Annotated in this window: 15 protein-coding genes; 5 read left to right on the top strand and 10 right to left on the bottom strand. The window is 45.6% G+C overall.

Annotation, left to right across the window (positions count from 1 at the left end; genetic code table 11):
• Positions 1–3: 3 nt before the first annotated feature.
• The 4 genes from CKV66_RS11990 to wecB form a co-directional block, all read right to left on the bottom strand.
• The gene (locus CKV66_RS11990) at positions 4–1,992 is read right to left on the bottom strand and encodes a hypothetical protein (protein ID WP_085363480.1); all 1,989 of its coding nucleotides are present in this window, start codon (positions 1,990–1,992) and stop codon (positions 4–6) included.
• Positions 1,993–2,056: 64 nt separating this feature from the next.
• Positions 2,057–4,969: a DUF6270 domain-containing protein gene (locus CKV66_RS11985; protein ID WP_085363481.1), complete on the bottom strand. Its 2,913-nt coding sequence runs from the start codon at positions 4,967–4,969 to the stop codon at positions 2,057–2,059.
• An 89-nt stretch (positions 4,970–5,058) separates the two neighbouring features.
• Positions 5,059–6,327, bottom strand: coding sequence for a UDP-N-acetyl-D-mannosamine dehydrogenase (gene wecC, locus CKV66_RS11980; RefSeq protein WP_085363482.1), 1,269 nt, complete (start codon positions 6,325–6,327; stop codon positions 5,059–5,061).
• Between the two features lie 54 nt (positions 6,328–6,381).
• Complete coding sequence (gene wecB, locus CKV66_RS11975) at positions 6,382–7,629, bottom strand: non-hydrolyzing UDP-N-acetylglucosamine 2-epimerase (RefSeq protein ID WP_331716165.1); 1,248 nt, start codon at positions 7,627–7,629, stop codon at positions 6,382–6,384.
• Positions 7,630–7,884: 255 nt separating this feature from the next.
• On the opposite strand from wecB, the gene CKV66_RS11970 reads away from it, so the two are divergent.
• The 4 genes from CKV66_RS11970 to CKV66_RS11955 are packed head-to-tail and all read left to right on the top strand — an operon-like array spanning position 7,885 to position 11,730.
• Positions 7,885–9,054 (top strand): polysaccharide biosynthesis/export family protein, encoded by a 1,170-nt coding sequence (locus CKV66_RS11970; RefSeq protein ID WP_085363483.1) that lies wholly within the window; start codon positions 7,885–7,887, stop codon positions 9,052–9,054.
• Positions 9,055–9,080: 26 nt separating this feature from the next.
• On the top strand, positions 9,081–10,286 hold the full coding sequence (locus tag CKV66_RS11965) for a capsule biosynthesis protein (RefSeq protein WP_085363484.1): 1,206 nt from the start codon (positions 9,081–9,083) through the stop codon (positions 10,284–10,286).
• The gene (locus CKV66_RS11960) at positions 10,286–11,083 is read left to right on the top strand and encodes an ABC transporter permease (RefSeq protein WP_085363485.1); all 798 of its coding nucleotides are present in this window, start codon (positions 10,286–10,288) and stop codon (positions 11,081–11,083) included. Before CKV66_RS11965 ends, CKV66_RS11960 begins: the two co-directional genes overlap by 1 nt.
• Positions 11,080–11,730: an ABC transporter ATP-binding protein gene (locus CKV66_RS11955; RefSeq protein ID WP_085363486.1), complete on the top strand. Its 651-nt coding sequence runs from the start codon at positions 11,080–11,082 to the stop codon at positions 11,728–11,730. The genes CKV66_RS11960 and CKV66_RS11955 overlap by 4 nt, the downstream gene beginning before the upstream one ends.
• Before the next feature lie 94 nt (positions 11,731–11,824).
• On the opposite strand, the gene CKV66_RS11950 is transcribed toward CKV66_RS11955, so the two are convergent.
• On the bottom strand, positions 11,825–12,991 hold the full coding sequence (locus CKV66_RS11950; RefSeq protein WP_085363487.1) for an NAD(P)H-dependent flavin oxidoreductase: 1,167 nt from the start codon (positions 12,989–12,991) through the stop codon (positions 11,825–11,827).
• 400 nt (positions 12,992–13,391) lie between these two features.
• Complete coding sequence (locus CKV66_RS11945; protein WP_085363488.1) at positions 13,392–15,545, bottom strand: AsmA family protein; 2,154 nt, start codon at positions 15,543–15,545, stop codon at positions 13,392–13,394.
• A 224-nt stretch (positions 15,546–15,769) separates the two neighbouring features.
• Here CKV66_RS11945 and CKV66_RS11940 point away from each other — a divergent pair, with 224 nt between their 5' ends.
• On the top strand, positions 15,770–16,645 hold the full coding sequence (locus tag CKV66_RS11940; RefSeq protein ID WP_085363489.1) for a chorismate mutase: 876 nt from the start codon (positions 15,770–15,772) through the stop codon (positions 16,643–16,645).
• A 164-nt stretch (positions 16,646–16,809) separates the two neighbouring features.
• Here CKV66_RS11940 and CKV66_RS11935 read toward each other — a convergent pair whose 3' ends face one another.
• The 4 genes from CKV66_RS11935 to CKV66_RS11920 form a co-directional block, all read right to left on the bottom strand.
• On the bottom strand, positions 16,810–18,741 hold the full coding sequence (locus CKV66_RS11935) for a sigma-54-dependent Fis family transcriptional regulator (RefSeq protein ID WP_085363490.1): 1,932 nt from the start codon (positions 18,739–18,741) through the stop codon (positions 16,810–16,812).
• A gap of 374 nt (positions 18,742–19,115) precedes the next feature.
• Positions 19,116–20,744, bottom strand: a complete 1,629-nt coding sequence (locus CKV66_RS11930; RefSeq protein WP_085363491.1) for an ABC transporter substrate-binding protein — start codon at positions 20,742–20,744, stop codon at positions 19,116–19,118.
• A 137-nt stretch (positions 20,745–20,881) separates the two neighbouring features.
• Positions 20,882–21,853 (bottom strand): phosphatidate cytidylyltransferase, encoded by a 972-nt coding sequence (locus tag CKV66_RS11925; RefSeq protein WP_085363492.1) that lies wholly within the window; start codon positions 21,851–21,853, stop codon positions 20,882–20,884.
• Positions 21,850–22,530, bottom strand: a complete 681-nt coding sequence (locus tag CKV66_RS11920) for a lysophospholipid acyltransferase family protein (protein WP_085363493.1) — start codon at positions 22,528–22,530, stop codon at positions 21,850–21,852. Before CKV66_RS11920 ends, CKV66_RS11925 begins: the two co-directional genes overlap by 4 nt.
• Positions 22,531–22,550 lie beyond the last annotated feature (20 nt).

Here is a 22,550-nt window from a genome sequence, read left to right as displayed (position 1 = left end):
AATTTATGAGTTTAAGTTACAAATAAATTTATCATGTTCATAATCTAATAATATTTGGGTTTCATATAACTTTATATCACTCAATATTATCCTGCTCGCAGCACCCCATCTCCACGGCTCTAAATTCCGCACTGCCTGTACTGAAAACTGAATGGAAATAAAGCCGTTTGTTTTGCCGGCATTCTCTATCGCAAATTGGCAAATTACATTTCTATGTTCAGCCAAAGAAACCGGCTTGGTTTTACCGTTTACAGTTACAGAAAAAGAAAACCTGCTATCCAATTCGGCACTTAGATGGGGTATTTCTATCCTGAATCTACAGTAATTAAATGATTTGGCTACCGGTATTGTTAATGATATTTCATATCCTTCGTCTTTCATTGGAGGGTTTTTATCAATCCACACATCGCAGTAAGAAGCATGAACGTCAACGGATAAATTGGCTTTAGCTAAAGTACCTAAAGTTTTAACTTTATAATTTTGTATATAAGCATTCAACGGGTCGTTATTGAGCTTGGGAAACCGGTTTTTATTCGTTAATGCGGTATAAAAATCAGCCGATGAAATTTTAACGTTGCCTTGGTAAATTTCCGGCTGTAAATCAGCGTTAAAGCTAAGTGTGCCCATTCCTGAAGATTTTTTGTTGGGAGCCAACGAATCAGGCAATACAGCCTTAAGCAGGGCAAATGTTTCTTGCTTTAGGCTTGGTGGATAAACCTGATTTAATATGTCGGTATAAAAGCAATCTTCAGAGCGAATACTCCTATCGTAATAATGCTCAACCAATAAATCAAAGTTGTTTTGTGCTTTGCGGTTTTGGAAAGCAAAGCCTCTGTCTTTCAATTTGGTAATCACAAATTTGAATGAATCAAAATGAAGTGTAAAAGTTAATCCTTTGAAGAAAGGACCTTTTTTCTCCGATTGTTTTAATTCGTCAATGACTTTGTTTATCCATGAAGATTCACTGAAAAACCAATTTATATCAATATCGGATTGTCCTAAATTATAAAACTCCGAAAATAAAACAAATTCTGCACATTTGGTACAGGAGCAGCACCATTTTTGGTTGACATCAACAGTAGACTCACACATTACGAGCGTTTTATAAAAATCGGCATTATTTTTTGACAAATAGCCAAAACCGGAAAGCTCGGATAGATGCTGGTTGGCATTAAAGATGGTTACTGGCTGGTGTGAAAACAGGTATGAATAGAAGTTGCTGATATTCTGAATGTGGGCTACCTGAGAGCGTTCAAAACCGAATCCCATACCTTTGCTCAAAGGAACAAAGTAATGACAGTATTCATAGCTAAACGTAATGTATTCAAATAAATTTAACCAAGCCAATACGCCAAGAGGTGCAAAATACAATTCTAAATGGTAGCCTTTAATAACAGCACGGGCATTGGTTTTTATTTTAAAAACATTAATATTGTATTGATTGGATATGGGGCTAAGAATCAAATTATCCCTGCGTTCTTCCAACTGCTGAATATTTACATGTGTATCAGGGATAACGAATGAGATTAAATTGACTTGTTTGATTTTGGTATTTTTACTCAAAATATCAAGAGCACAATAAGAATCTTTCCCTCCGCCATATAAGATACCGACAGAACCTTCCGAAGAAGAAATATGATATTTGCTTAAAAAAGCATTTTCAGTATTGGAAAAATAAACATTTTTCAGGTTGTGGTAAGACACCCAAAATTTAGCAATATCTTCTAGTATGGTATCTTGGGTTACTACGATAGTGGGAATAGCAGAGCTTCTTAACTTGTTTAAAAGTAATCCGATAATTGTATTATAGTGGACTTGCAATGGAACCAATGAAATATCCAAATCGCAATAATCAATATATATATTGTTTACTGATTTTTGCTCATCGTAATCAAGGTTCCATTCAAAAAATACAGTATTTTCTTCGACAATAGGTCGTTGAATATAAAGAAAATTATGTATAGATGGCTCGTAAGGGTTTGATTGTGTCATATTAATTAAGTCGCACAGTAATAAAATAATAAATTTATGTATATTTCATGGAATATATATGTCACTATAGTTTAACTGTATCCTCAGCCAAACCTTCTCCTATAAATACACCCTTATCAGTGAAAAATTTATCTTCTACCTGCCAAGTATGGTTAGACAGCTCTTTGGAGCGATAAACAACAAAGTTAAACGGGTCTGCAACATATGTTTTAATTTTTAATTTTTTGGCTTGCTCGAGAATATTTGAGTCTTCTCCCCGATTTAAATCACCGAAAGAAAGCTGTGCTAGGGCTTTTCTTGAAAATACTAGGGTTGCACCTGTTAGAAAATCGGTTTCCATATGGCGTTGTCCTTTGTAACGGACAAAGGTTTTGTTTTGACCCTCTAGATAAATAAAGATTTCTTTTTTACCCACAATACCATAGTCGCCAAATTTAAAAGGTATGAGCATATCTTGTAGGTAACTGGGGAAGTAAAAGTCATCATCGTCAAACTTGGCAATATATTCGCCTTTTGATAGTGAAATTCCCTGATTAAGGCGTTTGCCCAATGTATCTTCCGAGTCGTTACGCACTATCTGAATGGATTTAAATGTTTTTCCGCTATTATTCAGTTTACGTTCCAATTCAGCTAATTGCTCATCAGTATATTTCTGAGCAATCACAATAACTTCTACATTGGGATAAACCTGTTGGCTAAGGTTTTGAACAATCCTGTCGATAAAGTGAGGGCGGTTTGATGCGACTACAATACTGGCTAAAGGTTTCTCCTGCTGAATATTTTTTCCCAATGAATTGGCAATTTGAACAGCACGGTGCTCATAAGTATGCTTGAGCATAATTTCGCGATAGCCAAGATGTGAAATCCTTAGCCATTCCCATTCATTTTCCAGCAATCTTTTGGCAATTTTATTAGCTTCTTTGGCATTTTTGGCTACTTGGACAATGCCTTTAAACTGCTCATCAATAGCCATAGATGGTGTGGAAATCACTGGGGTGCCGCATGCCAGCAATTCATAAACACGACGGGACATCATTGTTGGAGAATCAGTGATGGTATTTACATTCAAAAAGATTTTAAACTGTTTGTAAATATCTACAATTTCTCTGAATGGAACAGCCGGACGTATAAATTTACGGTATTTACGAGGATAGGCATAACGTTCGTTGCCGGTTTGAGACATTCGGTCGTAAATGGCTCCTTGAAATTTGATAATAGTAGGCAATAAGGCATCCATTTGTTTTTTGCGATCGTCATGGCCTACACCGTAATAAGATCCGGCAAAGCAGATATTTTCATGCTCTTTACGGAAACGGTTGGCAGGGTTGCAGATGTTGATATTGGCAGCAAAAAGCAGAGTATCCACTTTGGCATTCGGTACATCGCGTTGATAATCTTTGACCTTATTGCTGTCGGTTGTGAATATCACATCACATTTTGATGCAATGGGTAAAAACTTCTCGTAGTGCATTGGATCTTCTTTATTCCAAAAGACTATTGGGAAGTTACGTTCTTTTGCGATATCTAAGGCTTTCAATAAATTTTGGGCGTTTTGGTGTTGCAAGTTGGGAGAAGTAAAGGCGTATTCCCAAGCACCAAAATTGCCTTTCCAGCAGCTTTCAATTAAAAAGCCCGAAGATGAAGAGCCTTTGATTTGTGCTTCAAAGGTGGTTTTGTTCAATTGGAAAAGCTGAAATTCACTTTCAAACGAGGTATGAGATATTTCATCCAAAATTGAAATAAACCTAATGCCGTACTGCTTTTTAAATTGACTGTCAACTTTAGGGAAAGAGTTTGATTTAACAGCTTTTTTTATGGAAGGTAAGTTTTTATTTTCTTTTTTGGATTTGGCATAGCTCATTAACTTAATTAAATCACCTGGTAAGGAGATAAAATTGCCAAATGATTTGGTTGAATGAATTAAGGTGTAACCTAGCTTAAACGAAAGCGTATTTTCTAACTGTTGTTTGGTTTGTTGAATTTTTTGGTTTGCTGCATTCAACTCTGCTTTTACCTTTTCCAGATTTTTAGTCAGTTCATGAATGGTTTGCTCATATTGAGTGCTTTTATCCTGCAATTGTTGAGTTAGCTGCAATTGCTGGCGGGAATTTTTACGGATGTAGGATAACTGCTCTTTAATGGTATGAAGCTCGTTTGAAAAACTTTGTTTCATATTTGAAAGAGGTTGATTGGTTAATGTATTCGCTACAACTTCTACTCCGCTTGATGCTGAAATACGCTCATTGCGGATTTCTGCGCGCAATGAGTCATCTTTCAGTTGATCTAGCATAAGCAGGTAAAGCTCGTCTATATAATGAAATGGACTTAGTCCCCACATGTGTCCTTTATTCGCATAAAGTACATCAGAGGTATAATTTAAGGTATTATTGTGGTTTAAAAACTTCTCAATAAAGCCATACTGTCGCTCAAGGAAGTTGTTCGCTTGTATCACTTTCGTTTCGTCATAAAATATTTCCCCGTTGGTAAGTTGGGGGGTCCAATATACTTTGTTGAGTAAGATTTTTGGCAATAAGTTGTGTTCTTGAGCTTTTTTAATAAATTGCAAGCAGCCCTTTTGCCATTCTTGAAACCATTCTTCTGACCAACCGGAAACAATTCGGCCTTTGTCTTGGTTTCTTTTAAGAAAGTCGGTTTGTTTTAATTCAGCAGTCAATAAAACCTTACCACCATCGGAAAATTTAAATAAATCATATCTGTCGTCTATAAAATCTAAAATCAGATAATCATATTGTTTATCGACAAGCTCATTGGTAAACTCTTTGCAAAAATCAGCATGTACAATTTTTCGTTGAAATGGTGATTTCAATTGTTCTGTGTAACTATCTTCAACTTTGACAGAGTTAAATGCGGTTGCCAACGAGCTGCGTGCAAAATATCGAACGAGTTTAAATGCATCCGCCTTATCAAAGGTAAAAGCATCTCTTGTTACACAGCTACCAAAAATCAATATATTCATATCTTTGTTTTAAATCTAAATTTAATATGACTTAAAGCAATATTCTTAAGTATAGAACATCGCTTTTGCATGCTAAGAAGTAAGGGAGATTACCAAATACCTTTGGTATCCACTAAAACCGCATTTATTGAGACCGCCTGGATTTCTTTAAACTCTTTATGATCAACCAGCACTACCAACACATCTGCAGCTTCTAAAGCTTGTTGTAAAGATGAAAGTTTAATATTTATAGTGGCTAATTGTTCTGGCAACGCTTCAATGTTTGGTTCAACAGCTGTAATTTGATTTGGATATTTTTCTGCAAGTTGTTCGGTGATTTTTAACGCAGGGCTTTCACGCAAGTCATCAATATCAGGCTTAAATGCTAGACCTAAGCAGGCAATTTTAATGTCCCCTAGGGTTTTATTAGGATTTTTTTGCAAGGCTTCAATCACGGCATCGTTTACTTTATTGATGACCCATTCGGGTTTTCCATCATTCACTAAGCGAGCCATGTGAATCAATTTAGCTAAATCAGGTGTTTTATTGACAATAAACCATGGATCAACGGCAATACAGTGTCCGCCTACGCCACATCCCGGTTGTAAAATATTGACACGGGGATGTCGGTTGGCAAGGTTAATCAATTCCCATACATTGATGTCTAGCTTATCGCAAATAATAGAAAGCTCATTGGCAAAAGCAATGTTAACGTCTCTGAAAGAATTTTCGGTGAGCTTGCACATCTCTGCAGTGCGGGCATTGGTAATGATGCAATCGCCTTTGACAAAAATTTTATATAAGGAAACGGCCTGTTCAGAGCATTTGGGTGTAATGCCGCCAATGATACGGTCATTTTCGATGAGTTCTCGCATTACTTGGCCTGGTAGCACTCTTTCGGGGCAATGAGCGACGCGGATATCTGAGTTTTCTCCGGCTTGTTGAGGGAAGCTTAAATCAGGACGGGCTTCTGCCAGCCATTCGGACATTTGCTCTGTTGCTCCCACTGGGGACGTTGATTCGAGAATAACGAGATCGCCTTTTTTCAGTACCGGAGCAATGGCTTTGCTGGCTGCTTCAATATAGCTGAGGTCGGGTTCGTAATTTGAGCCTTTAAATGGAGTTGGAACGGCGATTAAAAAAGCATCTGCAGGTTCCGGAACCATTGTTGCTTTTAATGTTCCTTTTGTTACGCACTCGTGTACGGCAATATCTAAATCCGGCTCTACAATATGAATTTTGCCTTGATTAATTGTGTCTACAGCGCGTTGGTTAACATCTACGCCGATTACATTAACCCCTTGTTGCGCAAAAGCTGCAGCGGTGGGAAGGCCGATATATCCTAATCCGATTACTGAAATGGTCTCAAATTTTGACATGACGTTTTCCTCTTTGAAAATTTCAAGGTATAGGCTTTTGTAGAAGCCGGTTTACTAAATGGCAAGTTGTTGGTTTATTTGTTCGTTGGTAAAGATAGCGAGAATCCTGTCTACGGCTGTGCCATCTCCGTATGGGTTGTGTGCTCCCGCCATTTTTTCATACTCACGTTGGTTGTTAAGTAACAAATTTACTTGTTCAATAATGGTTTGTTGAGAAGTGCCTACCAGTTTTACTGTTCCTGCTTCTACTGCTTCAGGGCGCTCTGTTGTGTCTCGCATCACCAGCACAGGTTTGCCTAGAGAAGGGGCTTCTTCCTGAATGCCACCTGAATCGGTTAGGATGACGTAAGACATTTTCATTAAGTAAACGAAGCTCAGATAATCTAAAGGTTCGATCAAATGGATATTGGATTTGCCTGCCAGTAAACGGTTTACGGGTTCGCGTACACTTGGGTTGAGATGGACAGGATATACGAACTCTACGTTAGGATTTTGAGCGGCTAATTCTGATATCGCTTGGCAAATATTTTCAAAGCCGTTTCCGAAGTTTTCTCGGCGGTGTCCCGTAATCAATACGATTTTCTTATTTTTTAAATAAGAAAATTCATTCTCGTATTTTTCTAGAAGTTCTTTTTTGCTTTCGATTTTTTGGCAAGCTAAAAATAAAGCGTCGATAACGGTGTTGCCCGTTACATAAATGTTTTGGGCAGACACTCCTTCTTGAAGCAGGTTGTTTTTTGTGCTTTCAGTAGGTGCAAAGTGATATTTAGCTACCGCGGCGGTAATTTTACGATTGCCTTCTTCCGGCCAGGGTGAATAGATATTGCTGGTTCTTAATCCGGCTTCAATGTGGGCAATATCGATTTGGTTGTAGTAAGCGGCTAAAGATGTTGCCAATGTTGTGGCTGTGTCACCATGAACGCAAATAACAGTTGGTTTGTAATCTTCGATAACAGGTTGTATTTTCTGAAGAATGGCTGATGTCACAGTAGACAAAGTTTGTTTACTGTTCATAATGTCTAAATCATAGTGAGGAGTGATCTCAAATAAATCCAAGACTTGATCAAGCATTTGGCGATGTTGTCCAGTTACGCACACTCGAAAATCGATTTTTCTTTTTTTTAAGCCATCAACTAACGGAGCCATTTTAATAGCCTCAGGTCTTGTCCCAAAAACAACCAATAGTCTCGGCATTTTTGAGACTACCTTATTCTCATTATTGTTATGCGAATATGGCAATTTGAAAGTGGGTAAGTTAGAGGGGATTGAAGAGATGTTACCAACTGATAGTTTTTCTTCCATAATGAATATTTTCCGTTAGAATAATGAGTAAGACTTTGTCTTATTTGACTAAGTCTTGAATTATAGTGTAATTTGTTATTATTTTGTTAAAGAAATATTGTAAAATTTATCCTATTCTTACAGATTGGTTGTAAACATCATGGAATTAAATAAATTTTATATTTGTATTGCATAATTAAAAAATGCATTTTTATTTTATAATATATTGAATTAATTAAATTATTTTTAATTAATTCTTGAGATGGGAATCGGGTAATGGTTATATATAAGGCCGTGGGCGTTATTTTTATATCAGTAGCTTTGAATGGTTGTGGTAATTTGCCAACATCAGGGCCGAATCAAATTGAGGTTATAAATTTAAAAAATCATCAGGTGCAGGTAACTGTGCCTGATGTTGCTGTAGTCGATATTGATGAGAGTGTACTGTCCTCTTTTTACTCATTGGCACAACAGCAGTCATTTCTTGATTTTGGTGTGGGCAATGCACGTTTTGCCGATGCAGTGGGAGCAGGAGACGTGCTCGAAATCACTCTGTGGGAAGCGGCTCCGGCTGTACTTTTTGGTGGGGCTTTGAATTCAGTGGGTTCGGGTTCTGCTCAAACAGTCAGCTTGCCTCCGCAGATTGTGGATACTCAGGGCATGGTTTCGGTGCCCTTTTTAGGGAATGTGCCGGTTAGTGGAAAAACTCCGGTGCGGATACAAAAAGAGATTGTAGGCCGTCTGAAAAAAATGGCGAACCAGCCGCAGGCCATGGTGAGGGTTGTGCAAAATAACTCCAGCAATGCTACGGTAATTCGAGCCGGGCGCAGTATCAGAATGCCTTTAACCGGCCATCGCGAGCGTGTTTTAGATGCGGTAGCTGCTATTGGCGGAACGGATAGTGGGGTACAAGATATATCGGTACAGATGACCCGTGGAAACATGGTTCGTACGGTTGCTTTGGAAACGATTACGGCCCAACCGGCGCAAAATGTTGTTTTGCAGCCGGGTGATGTGATCACTTTGCTTTCGAAGCCTCTCAGTTTCACTGCATTGGGGGCACTTGGTAAAAACCAGCAAATCTCCTTTTCGGCCAAGGGTATGAATTTAGGCGAGGCGATTGGCGCTTCCGGCGGTTTGTTGGATCGGCGTGCCAATCCTAAGGGTATTTTTGTGTTTCGATATCAGCCTTTAGAGTTGCTGCCTCAAGAAGAGAAAGAAAAGTGGTTGGCCAAAGGCTATGATATTTCAATGGAAGTGCCAACTGTTTACAGAATGAATCTTCTGGATGCAAATTCGTTGTTTTGGTTACAGAAATTTCCTATGAAGGATAAAGACATTGTGTATGTGGCCAATGCTCCGCTGGCTGAAATGCAGAAGTTCTTGCAGTTTGTGTTTTCTCCAGTGGTAAGTGGTGTAAACAGTATTAACAATATAGCTAATTGATAGCGAATAGAAAGTACAAATTAAAGATGTCTGAAAAAAATACAGATACAGAAAGTGTTCAGGAAAAAGCTGAATTAAAACAGGAAAGTAAAAATAATCCTCAGCATGATATAAATAGGAAACACAAGAAAAAGCAAATTGGAATAGCTAAGCCCGGACCATTGGCTTGGGCTGCGATTATTATTCCCACAGTATGCTCATTGATTTATTTTTCAGGATGGGCTGCAGATCAATATACGTCTGAATCTAGTTTTGTGGTGCGTTCCCCTCATAATCAAGCTTCGACCGGTGGTTTGGGTGCTTTATTACAGAGTGCAGGATTTACCCGCTCGCAAGACGATACTTATACTGTTCGTGAGTATATGGGTTCGCGCACAGCTTTAGGAGAATTGAGCAAAACCATTCCTATTCGCGCCTATTATGAAGAGAAAGGTGATGTATTCAGCCGCTTCAATGGTTTTGGTTTCCGAGATTCAGCTGAGGCTTTCTATCAATATTACAAAGAAAAAATCAACATTGCTTTTGATCCTGTATCCGGCATTTCTACATTGGCGGTGGAGTCGTTTGACGCCAAAGAGTCACAGCAAATCAATGCAGCTTTGCTCAGCAGGGGAGAGGAGTTAATTAATAAGCTGAATGCCCGTGCACGTAAAGATACTATTGAGCAAGCTCAGCAAAACGTTGCTGTGGCGGAGGAGCGTGTTAAAAACGCGGCTGAAGAAATGGCTGTGTATCGCACTAAAAACGGTATTTTTGACTTAAAAGCCCAATCTGAAGCACAGATGAATTTGGTGTCGAAACTGCAGGATGAGTTAATCGTTATTCAAACGCAATTAGACCAAGTAAAAGCGGTTACTCCGGAAAATCCCCAGATTCCCGGTTTGAAAGCACGTGAAAAAAGCCTGCAAAGAGAAATCAAACAGCAAATGCAGATGATTTCAGGTGGCTCAAGTAATTCTATCACTGCACAAGCTGCGGCATATCAGCGTTTATTTTTGGAAAATGAGTTGGCGGAGAAGCAATTGGCTGCAGCAATTGCTGCTTTGGAAAATGCTAAAGCCGAGGCGGAGCGCAAGCAGCTCTATCTTGAAGTTGTGTCTAAGCCAAGTCGTCCGGATATGGCATTAAAACCTCAACGCTTATACAACATTGTTGCAACATTTTTTATTGGTTTAATGTTGTATGGTATTTTAAGTTTGTTGATTGCTAGTGTAAGAGAGCATAAAAACTGATGAAAGCGTTGCACGAAACTACTTTTCGGGAGTCTTTAGCGATTCAAAAACGGGTGGTTGTTGCGCTTTTGATGCGCGAAATCATTACCCGTTACGGGCGCAATAACATTGGTTTTTTGTGGCTGTTTGTAGAACCGTTGTTATTTACCTTTATCATTGTGATGTTTTGGAAGTTTGTAAGGGCTGATCAATTTTCGTCTCTAAATATAGTTGCTTTCATGTTGACTGGCTACCCGATGGCTATGATGTGGCGTAATGCTTCCAACCGTGCGGTGGGCGCGATTTCGGCGAATGCCAGCTTGCTTTATCATAGAAATGTAAGGGTGCTTGATACGATTTTGGCCCGTGTATTATTGGAAATTGCCGGAGCTACCATCGCGCAAGTTGTGATTATGGCTGTTTTCATTGCAATAAAATGGGTAGAGATGCCGGCCGATATTTTTTATATGCTGATTGCTTGGTTGCTGATGGCTATGTTTGCATTTGGTTTAGGCTTAATTATTTGCTCGATTGCGTTCAAGTTTGATGTATTTGGCAAGCTGTGGAGTACTTTAAGTTTCGTCATGTTGCCTTTGTCAGGGGCTTTCTTTTTTGTCTCTACATTGCCGCATCGAGCGCAAGAATACATATTGTGGATTCCTATGGTGCACGGCACGGAGATGTTCAGACAGGGATATTTTGGCAATACGGTTACCACATTGGAAAACCCATGGTATTTATTATTATGCAACTTGGTCATGTTATTTATCGGATTGGCAATGGTGGCTAAGTTTAGCAAGGGGGTAGAACCGCAATGATTTCCGTTGAGCATGTGTATAAGAAATATCAAACCCGTCAAGGTTGGCGTATGGTGCTTGAAGATATCGATTTCAAACTGGAAAAAGGTGAAAAAATCGGTATTTTAGGTAGAAACGGAGCAGGTAAATCTACGTTGATACGCCTGATCAGTGGTGTGGAACCGCCTACTGAAGGTGAGATTAAACGCACGATGAGCATCTCTTGGCCGTTGGCGTTTAGTGGGGCGTTTCAAGGTAGTCTCACCGGTATGGATAATTTGCGTTTCATCTGTCGGATTTATAACGTCGATATCGATTATGTGAAGGCATTTACGGAAGAATTTTCCGAGCTGGGGCAATATCTGTATGAACCGGTAAAACGTTATTCTTCAGGTATGAAGGCGCGACTGGCTTTTGCATTATCGCTTGCGGTGGAGTTTGACTGTTATCTGATTGATGAAGTGATTGCGGTAGGCGATTCGCGTTTTTCTGAGAAATGCCGCTATGAGTTGTTTGAAAAGCGTAAAGACCGTTCGATAATTTTGGTGTCGCACAGCCCGAGTGCGATGAAACAATATTGCGATAATGCCATGGTGTTGGAGGCCGGAAGACTGCATCAGTTTGATAATATGGATGAAGCATACCAATATTACAATAGCCGCATTTAAATATCGGCAGTGATTCATTTTCAGACGGCTTCAGCCGTTATAAAAATAACGTCGTGGTTTGTGTAAACCACGACGGTTATTTTTGTATGTTTTTTTATGCTTTCTCAGGGAGAGAACCTTGCAAAAGATATTGAATGGTTTCCCGTACACTCTTAATGGCATTGCCGAAGGGTAGGGGGTCTTTACCGCGGAAAAACAGCCCTTTATCCACTTCCCCGCGCCATGCTGCGGCCAGTTGGATGTCGATGCAGAATTGGCCTACTTTTTCCAAGCCGTCGCGCAGGCCGCACACGGAGAGACAATTAAGACCTTGAGTGCAGCGGCGTGGGTCTGCTTTGGCATTGGCTTGCAGTTTTGCTTCGCGTTTGATGTAGCTTTCTAGAAATTTAGTACGTACACCGCGGGCGGGTAAGCCGGCTACTGACATAAATTCAACGACTTGCTCAACAGGCGCGCCGGCCAGCGTTTTCTTGAAATTCAAATGTGCGTCGCCTTCTTGGGTAACGGCGAATGCAGTACCGATTTGTACGGCGGAAGCGCCCCACGATTTTAGTGCGGTACAGATTTTGTCAAAGTTCGCCATACCGCCAGCCAATATCAAAGGAATTTTTTCACTTTCCAGCCCGAGTTTTTTAAAAACTTCGCAGGTTTCTTCGATAACGCGCTTAAACTCGAATTTTTCGTCATTTAGGCCGTCTACGGTCATTGCACCTAAATGCCCGGCAGCGTGAGCAGGGTGTTCGATCACAATCGCATCGGGAAGAATGCCTTTTTTCATCCAGCGTTTAAGGACGATATTGATGCCGCGTGATTCGGAAAGAATAGGCAGCAATGCCACGTCTTTATGGTATCCCTCAGTCATTTCGGGAAGGTCAAGCGGCAAGCCGGCTCCCATGACAATCGCATCCGCACCCGATTCGCAAGCCTGACGCACCAATGCTTGATGGTCTTTAACGGCTTTCATCACGTTAACCGCAATAATACCTTTGCCCTCGGCATCTGCTTTTGCTTTGCGGATTTCCCTGTCGAGCGCGATGTGGTTGAGTTTGCAGTATTTTTCTTCGGTGGGGTTGATTTTGGATTCGGCTAACAAGTCTTCATGCAGATGGCGCAAGTCCACGCTGGCGATGGTACCGACGCCGTTTTCGCGGGCGACTGCACTGGATAATTTGGATGCGGAGACACCTACGCCCATGCCTCCCTGCACAATCGGAATCAAAGATTTGCCACGGATAAACAAGGGGTCGAAGCTGTGTTGCATATTGAGTTTTCCTTTATAGAGAGGGACGCTTGTATTGGGAGTATTGGTAAGCGGCTGTTTTGGAAGTTTTTTTTAAATCTTAAAACAGCTGAGATTTTTAAGATTTAGGCATTATACTCTAATATAAGTAAAAATTAGAGTAGAACTATAGTTATTTTATTTGAGCGTGATGTAAATATGTTTTATTTAAGCTATGGGGTGCGGAATAACGTAGTGTTTGACCGGCATGAGTAATCAATTAAGCAATTAATAACGAGCAAATCGCCAAGGTCTGGAGAGATTTTAGATGACAGGATGGGGCAGTTGGGGCAATTGTTGAGATTTATAAAATATGTAAAAGATGCACAGCCGAATTATTATTTGATATCAGGCCGTCTGAAATTCAGCCTAAGTAATATTCTCAAGGAGTTGATGCTGCTTTAGGCGGTGCATTCAACCATTGCCATTGTTCCTTCAATGTTTCTGCCAGCGCCCGTTGTTTTTCCTGCGGTGTTTCCAAACCCGAAGTCAGTTTGTTGTAGTCAAGAGTAACGGAGGGGTTGGCTGCCGGGCCGGTGATTTTGATGGGGATGGGCTTGGCATGGATGTTTTTTATATTGCGGATCAACATGTTTTCAGACATGGTTTGGGCATTGAGGTCTGTTTGACCGCTGCTGGTGATGTCGAAAATATCCGATTTCAACTCGGCATTTTCGTGAGTGCCGATGCCGTCACGTATTTCGCTGGTGAGCGAAAAAGAGCGGAAAGGGGTTTGCACATCGCGCTGTTTGCTGTTGATGGCCGTATTGTTGCCCAAACTTTGCAGTACATTAGAAATATCCAAGCCCAGCCATGCGCCTTGGGTAACGTTGAGCTGCAAAGAACCGTTGAGCGTTTTGGTCAGGCCGGCTCTGTCGTTGCCTTTGGCCGTTAGGTCGATTACGGCGTCGCCAATACCGCCGATACGGTGGTAACCAAGCAAGTCTTGCATGAGCGGGCGGATTTGTACGCCGCGGGCATTTTGTTGCAAGTGATACGAAGGCGGATTGGTGTTGGCGATACTGATGCCGCCTTCGGTTTGGCCTCCGTATAAGCCGGCGCGGAAGTTGGTGAGCGTAATGCGTTGGTTGTCGGCATAGAGGCTGGTGTGTAAATCGTCCATCTGCAGGCCGGGCATGTTTAGGCTGCCGATGTTGATGTCGGCATGAACTTGGGTTTGGGCAGATTGGGTCAGAAAGGCTGGAAAAAGATTGCCACTTTTGGCTTGGAAATCGCTCCAATAGGGATGCAGGGACAGCTTCTGTATGCCCACTGTGGTGTTGAGTTTGGCGGGATTATCTTTGTGCGCTGCGGTATATTGGGCGGAAACTTCGGCATTTTGTCGGTCAAACAAACCTTTTAACGACAGCGTCCAATCTTTGTTGCCGGATAATGCAAAACGGCCTTCCATTTGGCTGATCAGCCGTGAGCGTGGCGCAGCTTTTAAGCTGTCTTGATGTGTGCTTAGAACGAATTTTTCAGACTCGAGCAGCGTATCTTTTTGCCAGGTCAGCGGTCCGGCGATATTGAATGTAGTTTGTCTGCCGAGGTTTTTGTGGCTGCCGTTGAATTCAAACTCGCTGATGGTGGCAACGCTCGGGCGCAGGCTGACGCGGGAGAGCGACAAAGAACCGTCCCAGCTGCTTTCTTCTGAAGAGCCGGCAGTAAACACCGCGCGGATGTCGCTCAGGCTGATGTGTTTCTTTTTCCACAACAGAGCAGGGCTTTGTGCGGTGAGATGTAATTTGTGGAAAGAACTGTCGGCGCGAAGGCGTAAATTGCGCGCTTGTAAAGTGTCGTTTTGCGGTTGCCAAGTTACGTCGGCATCGGCGGAAATCGAAGCGGTTTCTTTTTTGAACGGCACCGTGGCATCCACATGCAGGGCAGGGAGCAGCCACTCTTGTCCGTTATTCATATTCAGACGGCCTGTGCTGTTCCATTTGAAAGTAGATTGGTTGTTGAGACGTGTTGTTCCGCTCAAAGCAAATTCACGCACCGCTTCCGATTCGCCGCTGAGGTTTAGGTTAAGACTTTCCGTATGGTAATGCGCTTCGGGCGTACCTATATTCAGACGGCTGTTTTCAATGATAACTCTGTTGATTTGCACCGGACGGCCGGATGTTTTCCATAAATCCCCAATATTCCACGCACCGTCGGGCTGGCGGGTTGCTTCAGCATCGGCTTCTTTAATTACCCATTTTTCAATAGTCGGCATATCGCTCCACAGATTGCTCCATGCCAAACCGATGCGCATTTCTTTCGCATGCAGAGCCGAAGCCGTGCTGTTTGGCTTGCTAATCATCACATTGTGCAACGTGACGGTAGGGCGGGGCAGCCATGAGCGGTTGATATCGCCGCTGAAACGCACCGTGCGACCGCTTCCGCGCACGGCCTCGTCTGCAAAAGCCTGAATGCGCTGACTGCTGAACAAATAATGCAGCAGAGATTGAGCGATCAGTAAAGCAGAAACGAAAGCAATCAGGCCGTAGAAGGCGAAACGCAGCCAGAATTTGCCGGAACGGAACAGACTAACCATGATAAAAGAATAAAAAGAAACATTTGCAGTATAGCATAGAGGCCGTCTGAAACATCAGTCGGTAGCGCATATCATTGAATATTGCTACCATTCGGCCACGCATTATTGTTGAGACCAAACAGGTTTACCGCCTTGCGCCGATTGGGTTTCAAATCGACAGCACGCTGTATATAGTATAGACGGCCACACTTTGAATTTCCCCGCCGGCAATCACGGAGCGAATGATGATTATTGTTATGCAGAAACAGGCAGCGCCGGAAGCAGTTGAGCGCGTGATCGAATTTATCCGCAGCAGAGGTTTGCAAGAACACGTTTCGCGCGGAGAAGAGCGCACCATTATCGGCGCAGTCGGCGACGAGCGCGTGTTCCACCCCAATGAATTGGAACGTCTAAACGGCGTTGAGCGCGCCATCAGAGTGTTGAACGAATGGAAAATCATCAGCCGCGAAACCAGCCCCAACAATACCGTTATTACCGTGCGCGGCGTATCAATCGGCAGCGGCAAAATGCTCAACATCACAGCAATTGGCGAACGCTCCGATTCAGCCGACATGATATTTGCCGACCCCTTCTACTTACCATCGCGCCCTTATAGCGATCATTCATTCCACAACGAACAAGAGCAGATCCGCACCATGCAGGCCGAGGTGGCCAAATACCACGCCGCCGGCAAACCCGTAATTGTACGCATCCGCGACGTCCGCCAGCTCGCCCCCGCTTTAGAAGCCGAAGCCGACGTGCTTTATCTTGGCGGCGAACTCATGAGCAACCGCGCCCTTCAAGACGAAGTAGGCCGTCTGAATACGCCCGTCGTTTTATGTAAAGACAAACACCACCGTGCCGATGAATGGTTGGTTGCCGCCGAGCACATCGCCCTTCGCGGCAACCACCATCTCATTCTCGGCGAAGCCGGCACACTCAGTTTCGAGCCGGAGCACCCGTACCGTTTAGACGTCGACGCCATCGTGCGCGTGCACCGCGTAACCCATCTGCCCGTTATCGCCAACATCACCCGCCTCTGGCATGGCGATATGCCGCAAGACATTCTGTACAAACTCGTCGAAGCGGCAGGTGCCGACGGCATCGTAAACAGCTTGTAAGGTTGGGGTATTTCTTCCGCGGATTCGTGTGAACGGCGCGCGGGTGGATATGTGTCATCCCTACGAAGATGCGGATATTTTTTCAGACGGCATCGCCAATATATATGCAGTATTGCAGTCGTTTTTTCAGATGGCCTTTATCAAGTCTTACGCGCTAACAACCATCAGCGATCCAAGCCGTATTTTTTCAAGTAGCGGTACACCGTCATGCGGCTGACACCGATGTGTTTGGCCAAAGCGGAGACATTGCCTTGATGTGCCAGCAGCCCAGCTTGCAGGCTTTTAGCGCAGGTCAAAACCGATTTTCCCATCGGTGTGTCTTCCGCAGCGACGGCGGGGTTTGAAGGTTCGTGAAAAAAAGGGCGGGCAGCGGTTTTGATGTAGTCGGGCAGGTCGTCGTATTCGATGCGCGTGCCGGGCGAAGTGAGTAAGGCTACTTCGAGTACGCCGGCCAGTTGGCGCAGGTTGCCGGGCCAGTCGTAGGCGCGGAGGGTGTCGAGCGCACGGGCAGACAGCGCTTTGGGCGGTCGGTCGGTTTTTTCGGCGGCACGTTCCAAAATCATGCGCATGATGTAATCGAAATCATCGCGTTCGCGTAAGCGCGGCAGCTGCACGTGGGTGCTGTTGAGGCGGTAATACAAATCTTCGCGGAATTTGCCGCAGGCAATCCGCTCCTGCAAATCGGCATGGGTTGCCGAAATCACGCGGATATCCACTTTGACGGCACGCACGCTGCCCACCGGCATCACTTCCCGTTCGGACAACACGCGCAACAGGCGCGATTGCAGGTAAAGCGGCATGTCGCCGATTTCGTCGAGAAACAGTGTGCCGCCGTCGGCCGCCTGAATCAAACCGATTTTGCCTTTGCGGTCGGCGCCTGAAAAACTGTGCGGTGCGTACCCGTAAAGCTCGCTTTCAATCAAGTTTTCAGGAATCGCTGCGCAGTTGACCGCGATAAAAGGCTTGTCGGCGCGGCTGCTTGAGCGGTGGATGGCGCGGGCGAGAAATTCTTTGCCCGAACCGGTTTCGCCGTTAATCAGTATCGGCACGGGCGTGTCTGACAAAGCGGCAATACGCTGCAAACTTCGGCGGTAACGGCTTTGCGGGCCGTACAGGGCTGCGAGTGCGGCGGGCAGTTCCGGCTCGCGCGGAGAAGCGGGAACAGGACGGCAGGTTGGTGCGGAGGCTGCGGCAAACAGGCGGTTGTTGCCAAGCATCAAGGAGGTATGGCCGCCTGAAGCGGAGTAAACGCCAGTCAGGCAGGTGTCGGAGAGTAAATCGAACAGCCGGTCGATAAGCTGTCCGGCAGGAATATCCAAATGCGCTGCCGCCCATTCGTGGAAGGCATGGTTGGCACCGCTGATTTTTCCGTCGTCATCAACGGCAATCAGAAATTCAGGCGAAACATTCAGAAATTCGGCAGCGTGACCGAGCCGTACAATCCAATGGCGGCGGTGCGCCTGCAACAGGGCGGCAGTTTCCACCAGACCGGCGAAATGGCGCACCAGCTGCAAAACCCATTGTTGGCTTTGTTTGGCAGAAGGCGGTGTCAGTGCAGACACATCCAATACGGCACGCAGGCGGTTGTGTGAGTCAAACACGGGCGCGGCAGTGCAGGTGAGGCCGATATGGGTGGCGTCGAAATGGTCGGCACGGTGGACAATTGAGGCGTCGCCCGTGGCCAATACCATGCCGACCGCACTGGTGCCGTTGGTGTGTTCGCGCCAAAGTGCACCCAAATGCAACCCTGCGCGGGTAAGCTCGGTTTTTTGCCGGTCGAATCCGAAGGCCTCCACCACCACACCGTGTTCGTCTGCCAGCAAAACCACATAACCCATGTCGCGGATTTGCTGCCACAACACCTGCATCCCGTGGCGGGCAACAGCCGTCAGGTTGTCCATGGCATCCAGATGTTCGACTAAATCATGATGGGGCAGGATGATGGCTTCGCACAGTTGTTCGGGATCAAGGCCGTGCCGGTGCACGCAGCGTTGCCATGAGGCGGCGATGCCCGGGTCGATATGGGGATGGGACAATCCGTCGCCATAGACAAGTGCCAGCACATCGCGGATGTGTCGGGTTTGTTTGGCCAACATATGGCTTGCGCTCCTTATGTATGTGTCGATTGTTTGAAAATACAGGTGCGGGCTTTATGTGTGTGGATTGGGTGTAATAGGCGTAATTTGTTGCTTATTCAGGATATTTTTAGTTCTTTGCAGTATCTTAGGAGGAAAGTAAGTAAGGGTCGGTACATGGATGTGAAAGATATGCAAAGATATCAAAGCACTGAAAGGGAAGAGTGTGTGCCGGATATAGCCGGAAAGGTTTCAGACGGCCTCGGTTAAGTAAATGTGATGACTTTTATGTTTGGAGCAGCGTATCTTGGGCTTTAACAACTCCAAAGGCCGTCTGAAAACTTTTAGCGAAACTCGCTAGCTCGTTTTCAGACGGCCTTTGTATATCAACCAGCTTATTTCTTGATAAACAAACGCTTGCTGGGCAGTTCGTTCAACACGTCTTCGCTTGAATAGCCGCCGATGCGCTCTTTTACCAAACGTGAGTTGACGTAGCCGTAAACGGGAATCACGGCGGTGTCTTTATCGATTTGCGCTTCAGCTTGCGTGTAGAGGCGGGTGCGCTTTTGGTCGTTGATGCCGGCGTTGAGGGTTTTTGCAAGCAAGGCGTCGTAGTCGGCGTTTTTATAGAAGGCGCGGTTGCTGCTGTTGGCCGATTGCAGGGTGTTCAAGAATGTGGAAGGCTCGTTGTAATCGCCGCACCATGATGCGCGGGCGATTTGGTAGTTGCCGTTGCGGCGGCTGTCGAGATAGGTTTTCCATTCTTGGTTTTCGAGGTTCACTTTCACATTGCCCAGTGCTTCCTGCCACATGGCAGCGGCGGCTACGGCGATTTTTTTATGTTGCTCGGAGGTGTTGTAGAGGAAGGTGAAGGTCAGCGGTTTGGCTGCGCTGTATCCGGCTTCGGTCAGCAGTTTTTTGGCTTCTTCCACGCGGGCGGGGTAGTCGAGTTTGGTCCATTCGGGCTGGTGCGAGGTGAAGCCTGCGGTGCCGACGCGGGTCAGGTTGTAGGCGGGTTCTTCGCCGCGGCCCAGTACTTTGGCGGCGATGGTGTCGCGGTCTAAGGCCAATGACAATGCTTTGCGGACGCGCACGTCGTTAAACGGGGCTTTTTGGTTGTTGATTTCAAAATAGTAGGTACACAGATAGGGGCTGCGTTTGAGTTCGTTGGGGTATTTTTCTTGCAGCTTGCTGTACATTTCGGGCGGCAGGGCGTCGGTGATATCAACTTCTCCGGCTTCGTAGCGGGCAACGTCATCGGTTTGCGAGCCGATGGGCAGGAAAACGACTTTGTTGATTTTGACGTTGGCGGCATCGCGGTATTGGGGGTTTTTTTCTAATTCGATGCGCTCGTTAACCACCCATTTTTTCATTACATAGGCGCCGTTGCCGACGAAGTGTTCGGGCTGAGTCCATTTGATGCTGTGTTTTTCCACGGTGGCGCGGTGCACCGGTTTGGTGGCGACGTGGTAGAGCATTTGCGGGAAGTAGGGCACGGCGGCGGTGAGGGTGACTTCCAGAGTATGCGGGTCGAGGGCTTTTACGCCTAAGGTGTCGGGGGATTTTTTACCGGCGAGGATGTCGTCGATATTGGCTACTTTGGCGGCTTGCAGGTAAGAGGCGTATTGTGAGGCGGTTTTGGGGTCAACCAAACGCTGCCAGCTGTACACGAAATCTTCGGCGGTTACGGGGTCGCCGTTGCTCCATTTGGCATCGGGGCGGAGCTTGAAAATCCATACTTTGTTGTCGCTGCTGCTCCACGATTCGGCGGCAGCGGGGGTGACTGCGCCTTTTTCATCGGTTTCTACCAAGCCTTCCAGCAGGTCGCGCACGATGTTGATTTCGGGCACGCCGGTAATTTGATGCGGGTCGAGCGACTGCGGTTCGGTTACATTATTACGTGTCACGGTGTTTTCTGCAGCGGGAGCGGCAGTTTGCGGTGCGCTGCTTTCTTGGTTTCCGCAGGCGGCGAGCAAAAAGGCGGCAAGTGCCAAAGCGGAAAAGCGGAAGGGAACGGCAGGCATGTTTTTCTCCTCTTGTTGTGGAAGGTGTAACCAGTAAAGCCCCGAATATAACGGAAATTATTTTGTGATGAAACCGAAATCAGATGAAAGGCCGTCTGAAAGGTTTCAGACGGCCTCAAGCAGCTGCGGCAGCGGTTTCAGCCGTGCCAAAAATAGCGAACGATATGGAAAAACACCGGTGCGGCGAAGCAAATCGAATCGACGCGGTCGAGCATGCCGCCGTGCCCTTGAATCATGTTGCCCCAGTCTTTCACGCCGTAATCGCGTTTGATGGCTGACATCACCAGTCCGCCGAAAAAGCCCATCAGGCACAACACCAGCCCGATCAGCCCGGCTTGAAAGGGAGAAAACGGCGTAATCGGCGAGAGCAGCACGGCAATCAGGGTGGCCGACGCAATGCCGCCTACCGTGCCGGCCACGGTTTTAGACGGGGAAAGTGTGGGCATGATTTTGCGTTTGCCCAAAGTTTTGCCCCATACATATTGCAGCACGTCGCTTGATTGCACCACGGCGATCATAAAGATCAGCAAGAGTACGTTTTGACCGTGGGGAAAGCCGTCCAAATGCAGGTTTAGCAAGGCGGGAACATGCGATAAACAGAATATCGACACCATCGCTGCCCATTGCGTTTTGGCCGTCCGCTCTAAAAAGTGCTCGGTTCGGCCGCTCAAGCTGGCAATAATCGGCAGCAGCAGAAAGCCGTACACCGGGATGAAAATCGAAAACATGCCGTACCATTCGGTCAGCACAAAATAATATTGGATGGGCAGCAGTAAATAGAAGCATGCCACCATCACGTTGTAATCGCTGCTGCGCTGGTAAACCAGCGTGAGAAACTCGCGCAGGGCGGCAAACGAAATCAGCAGAAACAGAATCACGGTGCCGACTTTGCCGAACCAAAAAGCCAACAACAGCACCAAAGTCATCACCCACCAAGCGTACACGCGGGCGTTGAGGTTGGAAATCGTCGGATTGTTGCGGCCTTTTTTGCGCTTGAGCCATTGTCCGACAAAACTCGCCGCCAGCAATACGGCAAACACCCCGATAAAAATATAGCCCGCCTGCAAAGGTATGGCCGAAGCGTGGGGCTGGGTTGCGAAGAGGTTCATACGATATCCTCCTGTCGGGCGGCTTTTTGCTGTTTTTCAGACGGCGCCAATGCAAGCAGGGCATGGCGTGCGCGCAGTAGAAACGCTTCTTTGCTTTCGTTGCCCGCCAAGCGGATTTCCTCGCCTATGTTGACGTCGCACAATAGAGGTACGGGCAGGATTTTGCCTTTGGGCAGCACATGGTTGATGTTGTTGATCCACATCGGAATAAAGCTCACATCAGGATTGGCGCAGGCGAGATGATAGATGCCGCTTTTAAACGGCAGCAGCACCAAGTCGTCATCCACATTGCGTGTGCCTTCGGGGAAAATAATCAAAGAATCGCCGTTTTGCAGCGCCTCGCTCATTTGCGCGACCACTTGCTGCGGGTCGCTGCCATCGCGGTCGATCAAGAGTGCATTGAAAACATTATTGATGATAAAACGTTTGATTTTATTGCTCAGCCAGTAATCGGCACCCGCCACGGGGCGCACGCACATCCGCCATAAGCGTGGCAGCGAAATCCACACCAGCACAAAATCTCCGTGGCTGCCGTGGTTGGCGTAATACACTTTTTTAGCGGGCGTAAACGACAGGCTGCGGGGCGCTTTAGGGCGCACGCCGGTCATAAACGATACAAACAGGCACAAGGCTTGGTCGGTAAGCCAAGCAGCATGTTTGGCGAGAAATGCTTTCATGATGTTTTCCGTATCCGTGC

The sequence above is a fragment of the Neisseria zoodegmatis genome (assembly GCF_900187305.1).
GTDB classification, from domain to species: Bacteria; Pseudomonadota; Gammaproteobacteria; order Burkholderiales; family Neisseriaceae; genus Neisseria; species Neisseria zoodegmatis.
Note: the sequence above shows the minus strand (reverse complement) of the source record. Positions and strands in the feature narration are given on the sequence as shown.

Bases quoted from the DNA above. Each gene is read 5' to 3' on its own strand.
- CKV66_RS11990 (WP_085363480.1), bottom strand. From the start codon at position 1,992: ATGACACAATCAAACCCTTACGAGCCATCTATACATAATTTTCTTTAT.
- CKV66_RS11985 (WP_085363481.1), bottom strand. From the start codon at position 4,969: ATGAATATATTGATTTTTGGTAGCTGTGTAACAAGAGATGCTTTTACC.
- wecC (WP_085363482.1), bottom strand. From the start codon at position 6,327: ATGTCAAAATTTGAGACCATTTCAGTAATCGGATTAGGATATATCGGC.
- wecB (WP_331716165.1), bottom strand. From the start codon at position 7,629: ATGGAAGAAAAACTATCAGTTGGTAACATCTCTTCAATCCCCTCTAAC.
- CKV66_RS11970 (WP_085363483.1), top strand. From the start codon at position 7,885: ATGGTTATATATAAGGCCGTGGGCGTTATTTTTATATCAGTAGCTTTG.
- CKV66_RS11965 (WP_085363484.1), top strand. From the start codon at position 9,081: ATGTCTGAAAAAAATACAGATACAGAAAGTGTTCAGGAAAAAGCTGAA.
- CKV66_RS11960 (WP_085363485.1), top strand. From the start codon at position 10,286: ATGAAAGCGTTGCACGAAACTACTTTTCGGGAGTCTTTAGCGATTCAA.
- CKV66_RS11955 (WP_085363486.1), top strand. From the start codon at position 11,080: ATGATTTCCGTTGAGCATGTGTATAAGAAATATCAAACCCGTCAAGGT.
- CKV66_RS11950 (WP_085363487.1), bottom strand. From the start codon at position 12,991: ATGCAACACAGCTTCGACCCCTTGTTTATCCGTGGCAAATCTTTGATT.
- CKV66_RS11945 (WP_085363488.1), bottom strand. From the start codon at position 15,545: ATGGTTAGTCTGTTCCGTTCCGGCAAATTCTGGCTGCGTTTCGCCTTC.
- CKV66_RS11940 (WP_085363489.1), top strand. From the start codon at position 15,770: ATGATTATTGTTATGCAGAAACAGGCAGCGCCGGAAGCAGTTGAGCGC.
- CKV66_RS11935 (WP_085363490.1), bottom strand. From the start codon at position 18,741: ATGTTGGCCAAACAAACCCGACACATCCGCGATGTGCTGGCACTTGTC.
- CKV66_RS11930 (WP_085363491.1), bottom strand. From the start codon at position 20,744: ATGCCTGCCGTTCCCTTCCGCTTTTCCGCTTTGGCACTTGCCGCCTTT.
- CKV66_RS11925 (WP_085363492.1), bottom strand. From the start codon at position 21,853: ATGAACCTCTTCGCAACCCAGCCCCACGCTTCGGCCATACCTTTGCAG.
- CKV66_RS11920 (WP_085363493.1), bottom strand. From the start codon at position 22,530: ATGAAAGCATTTCTCGCCAAACATGCTGCTTGGCTTACCGACCAAGCC.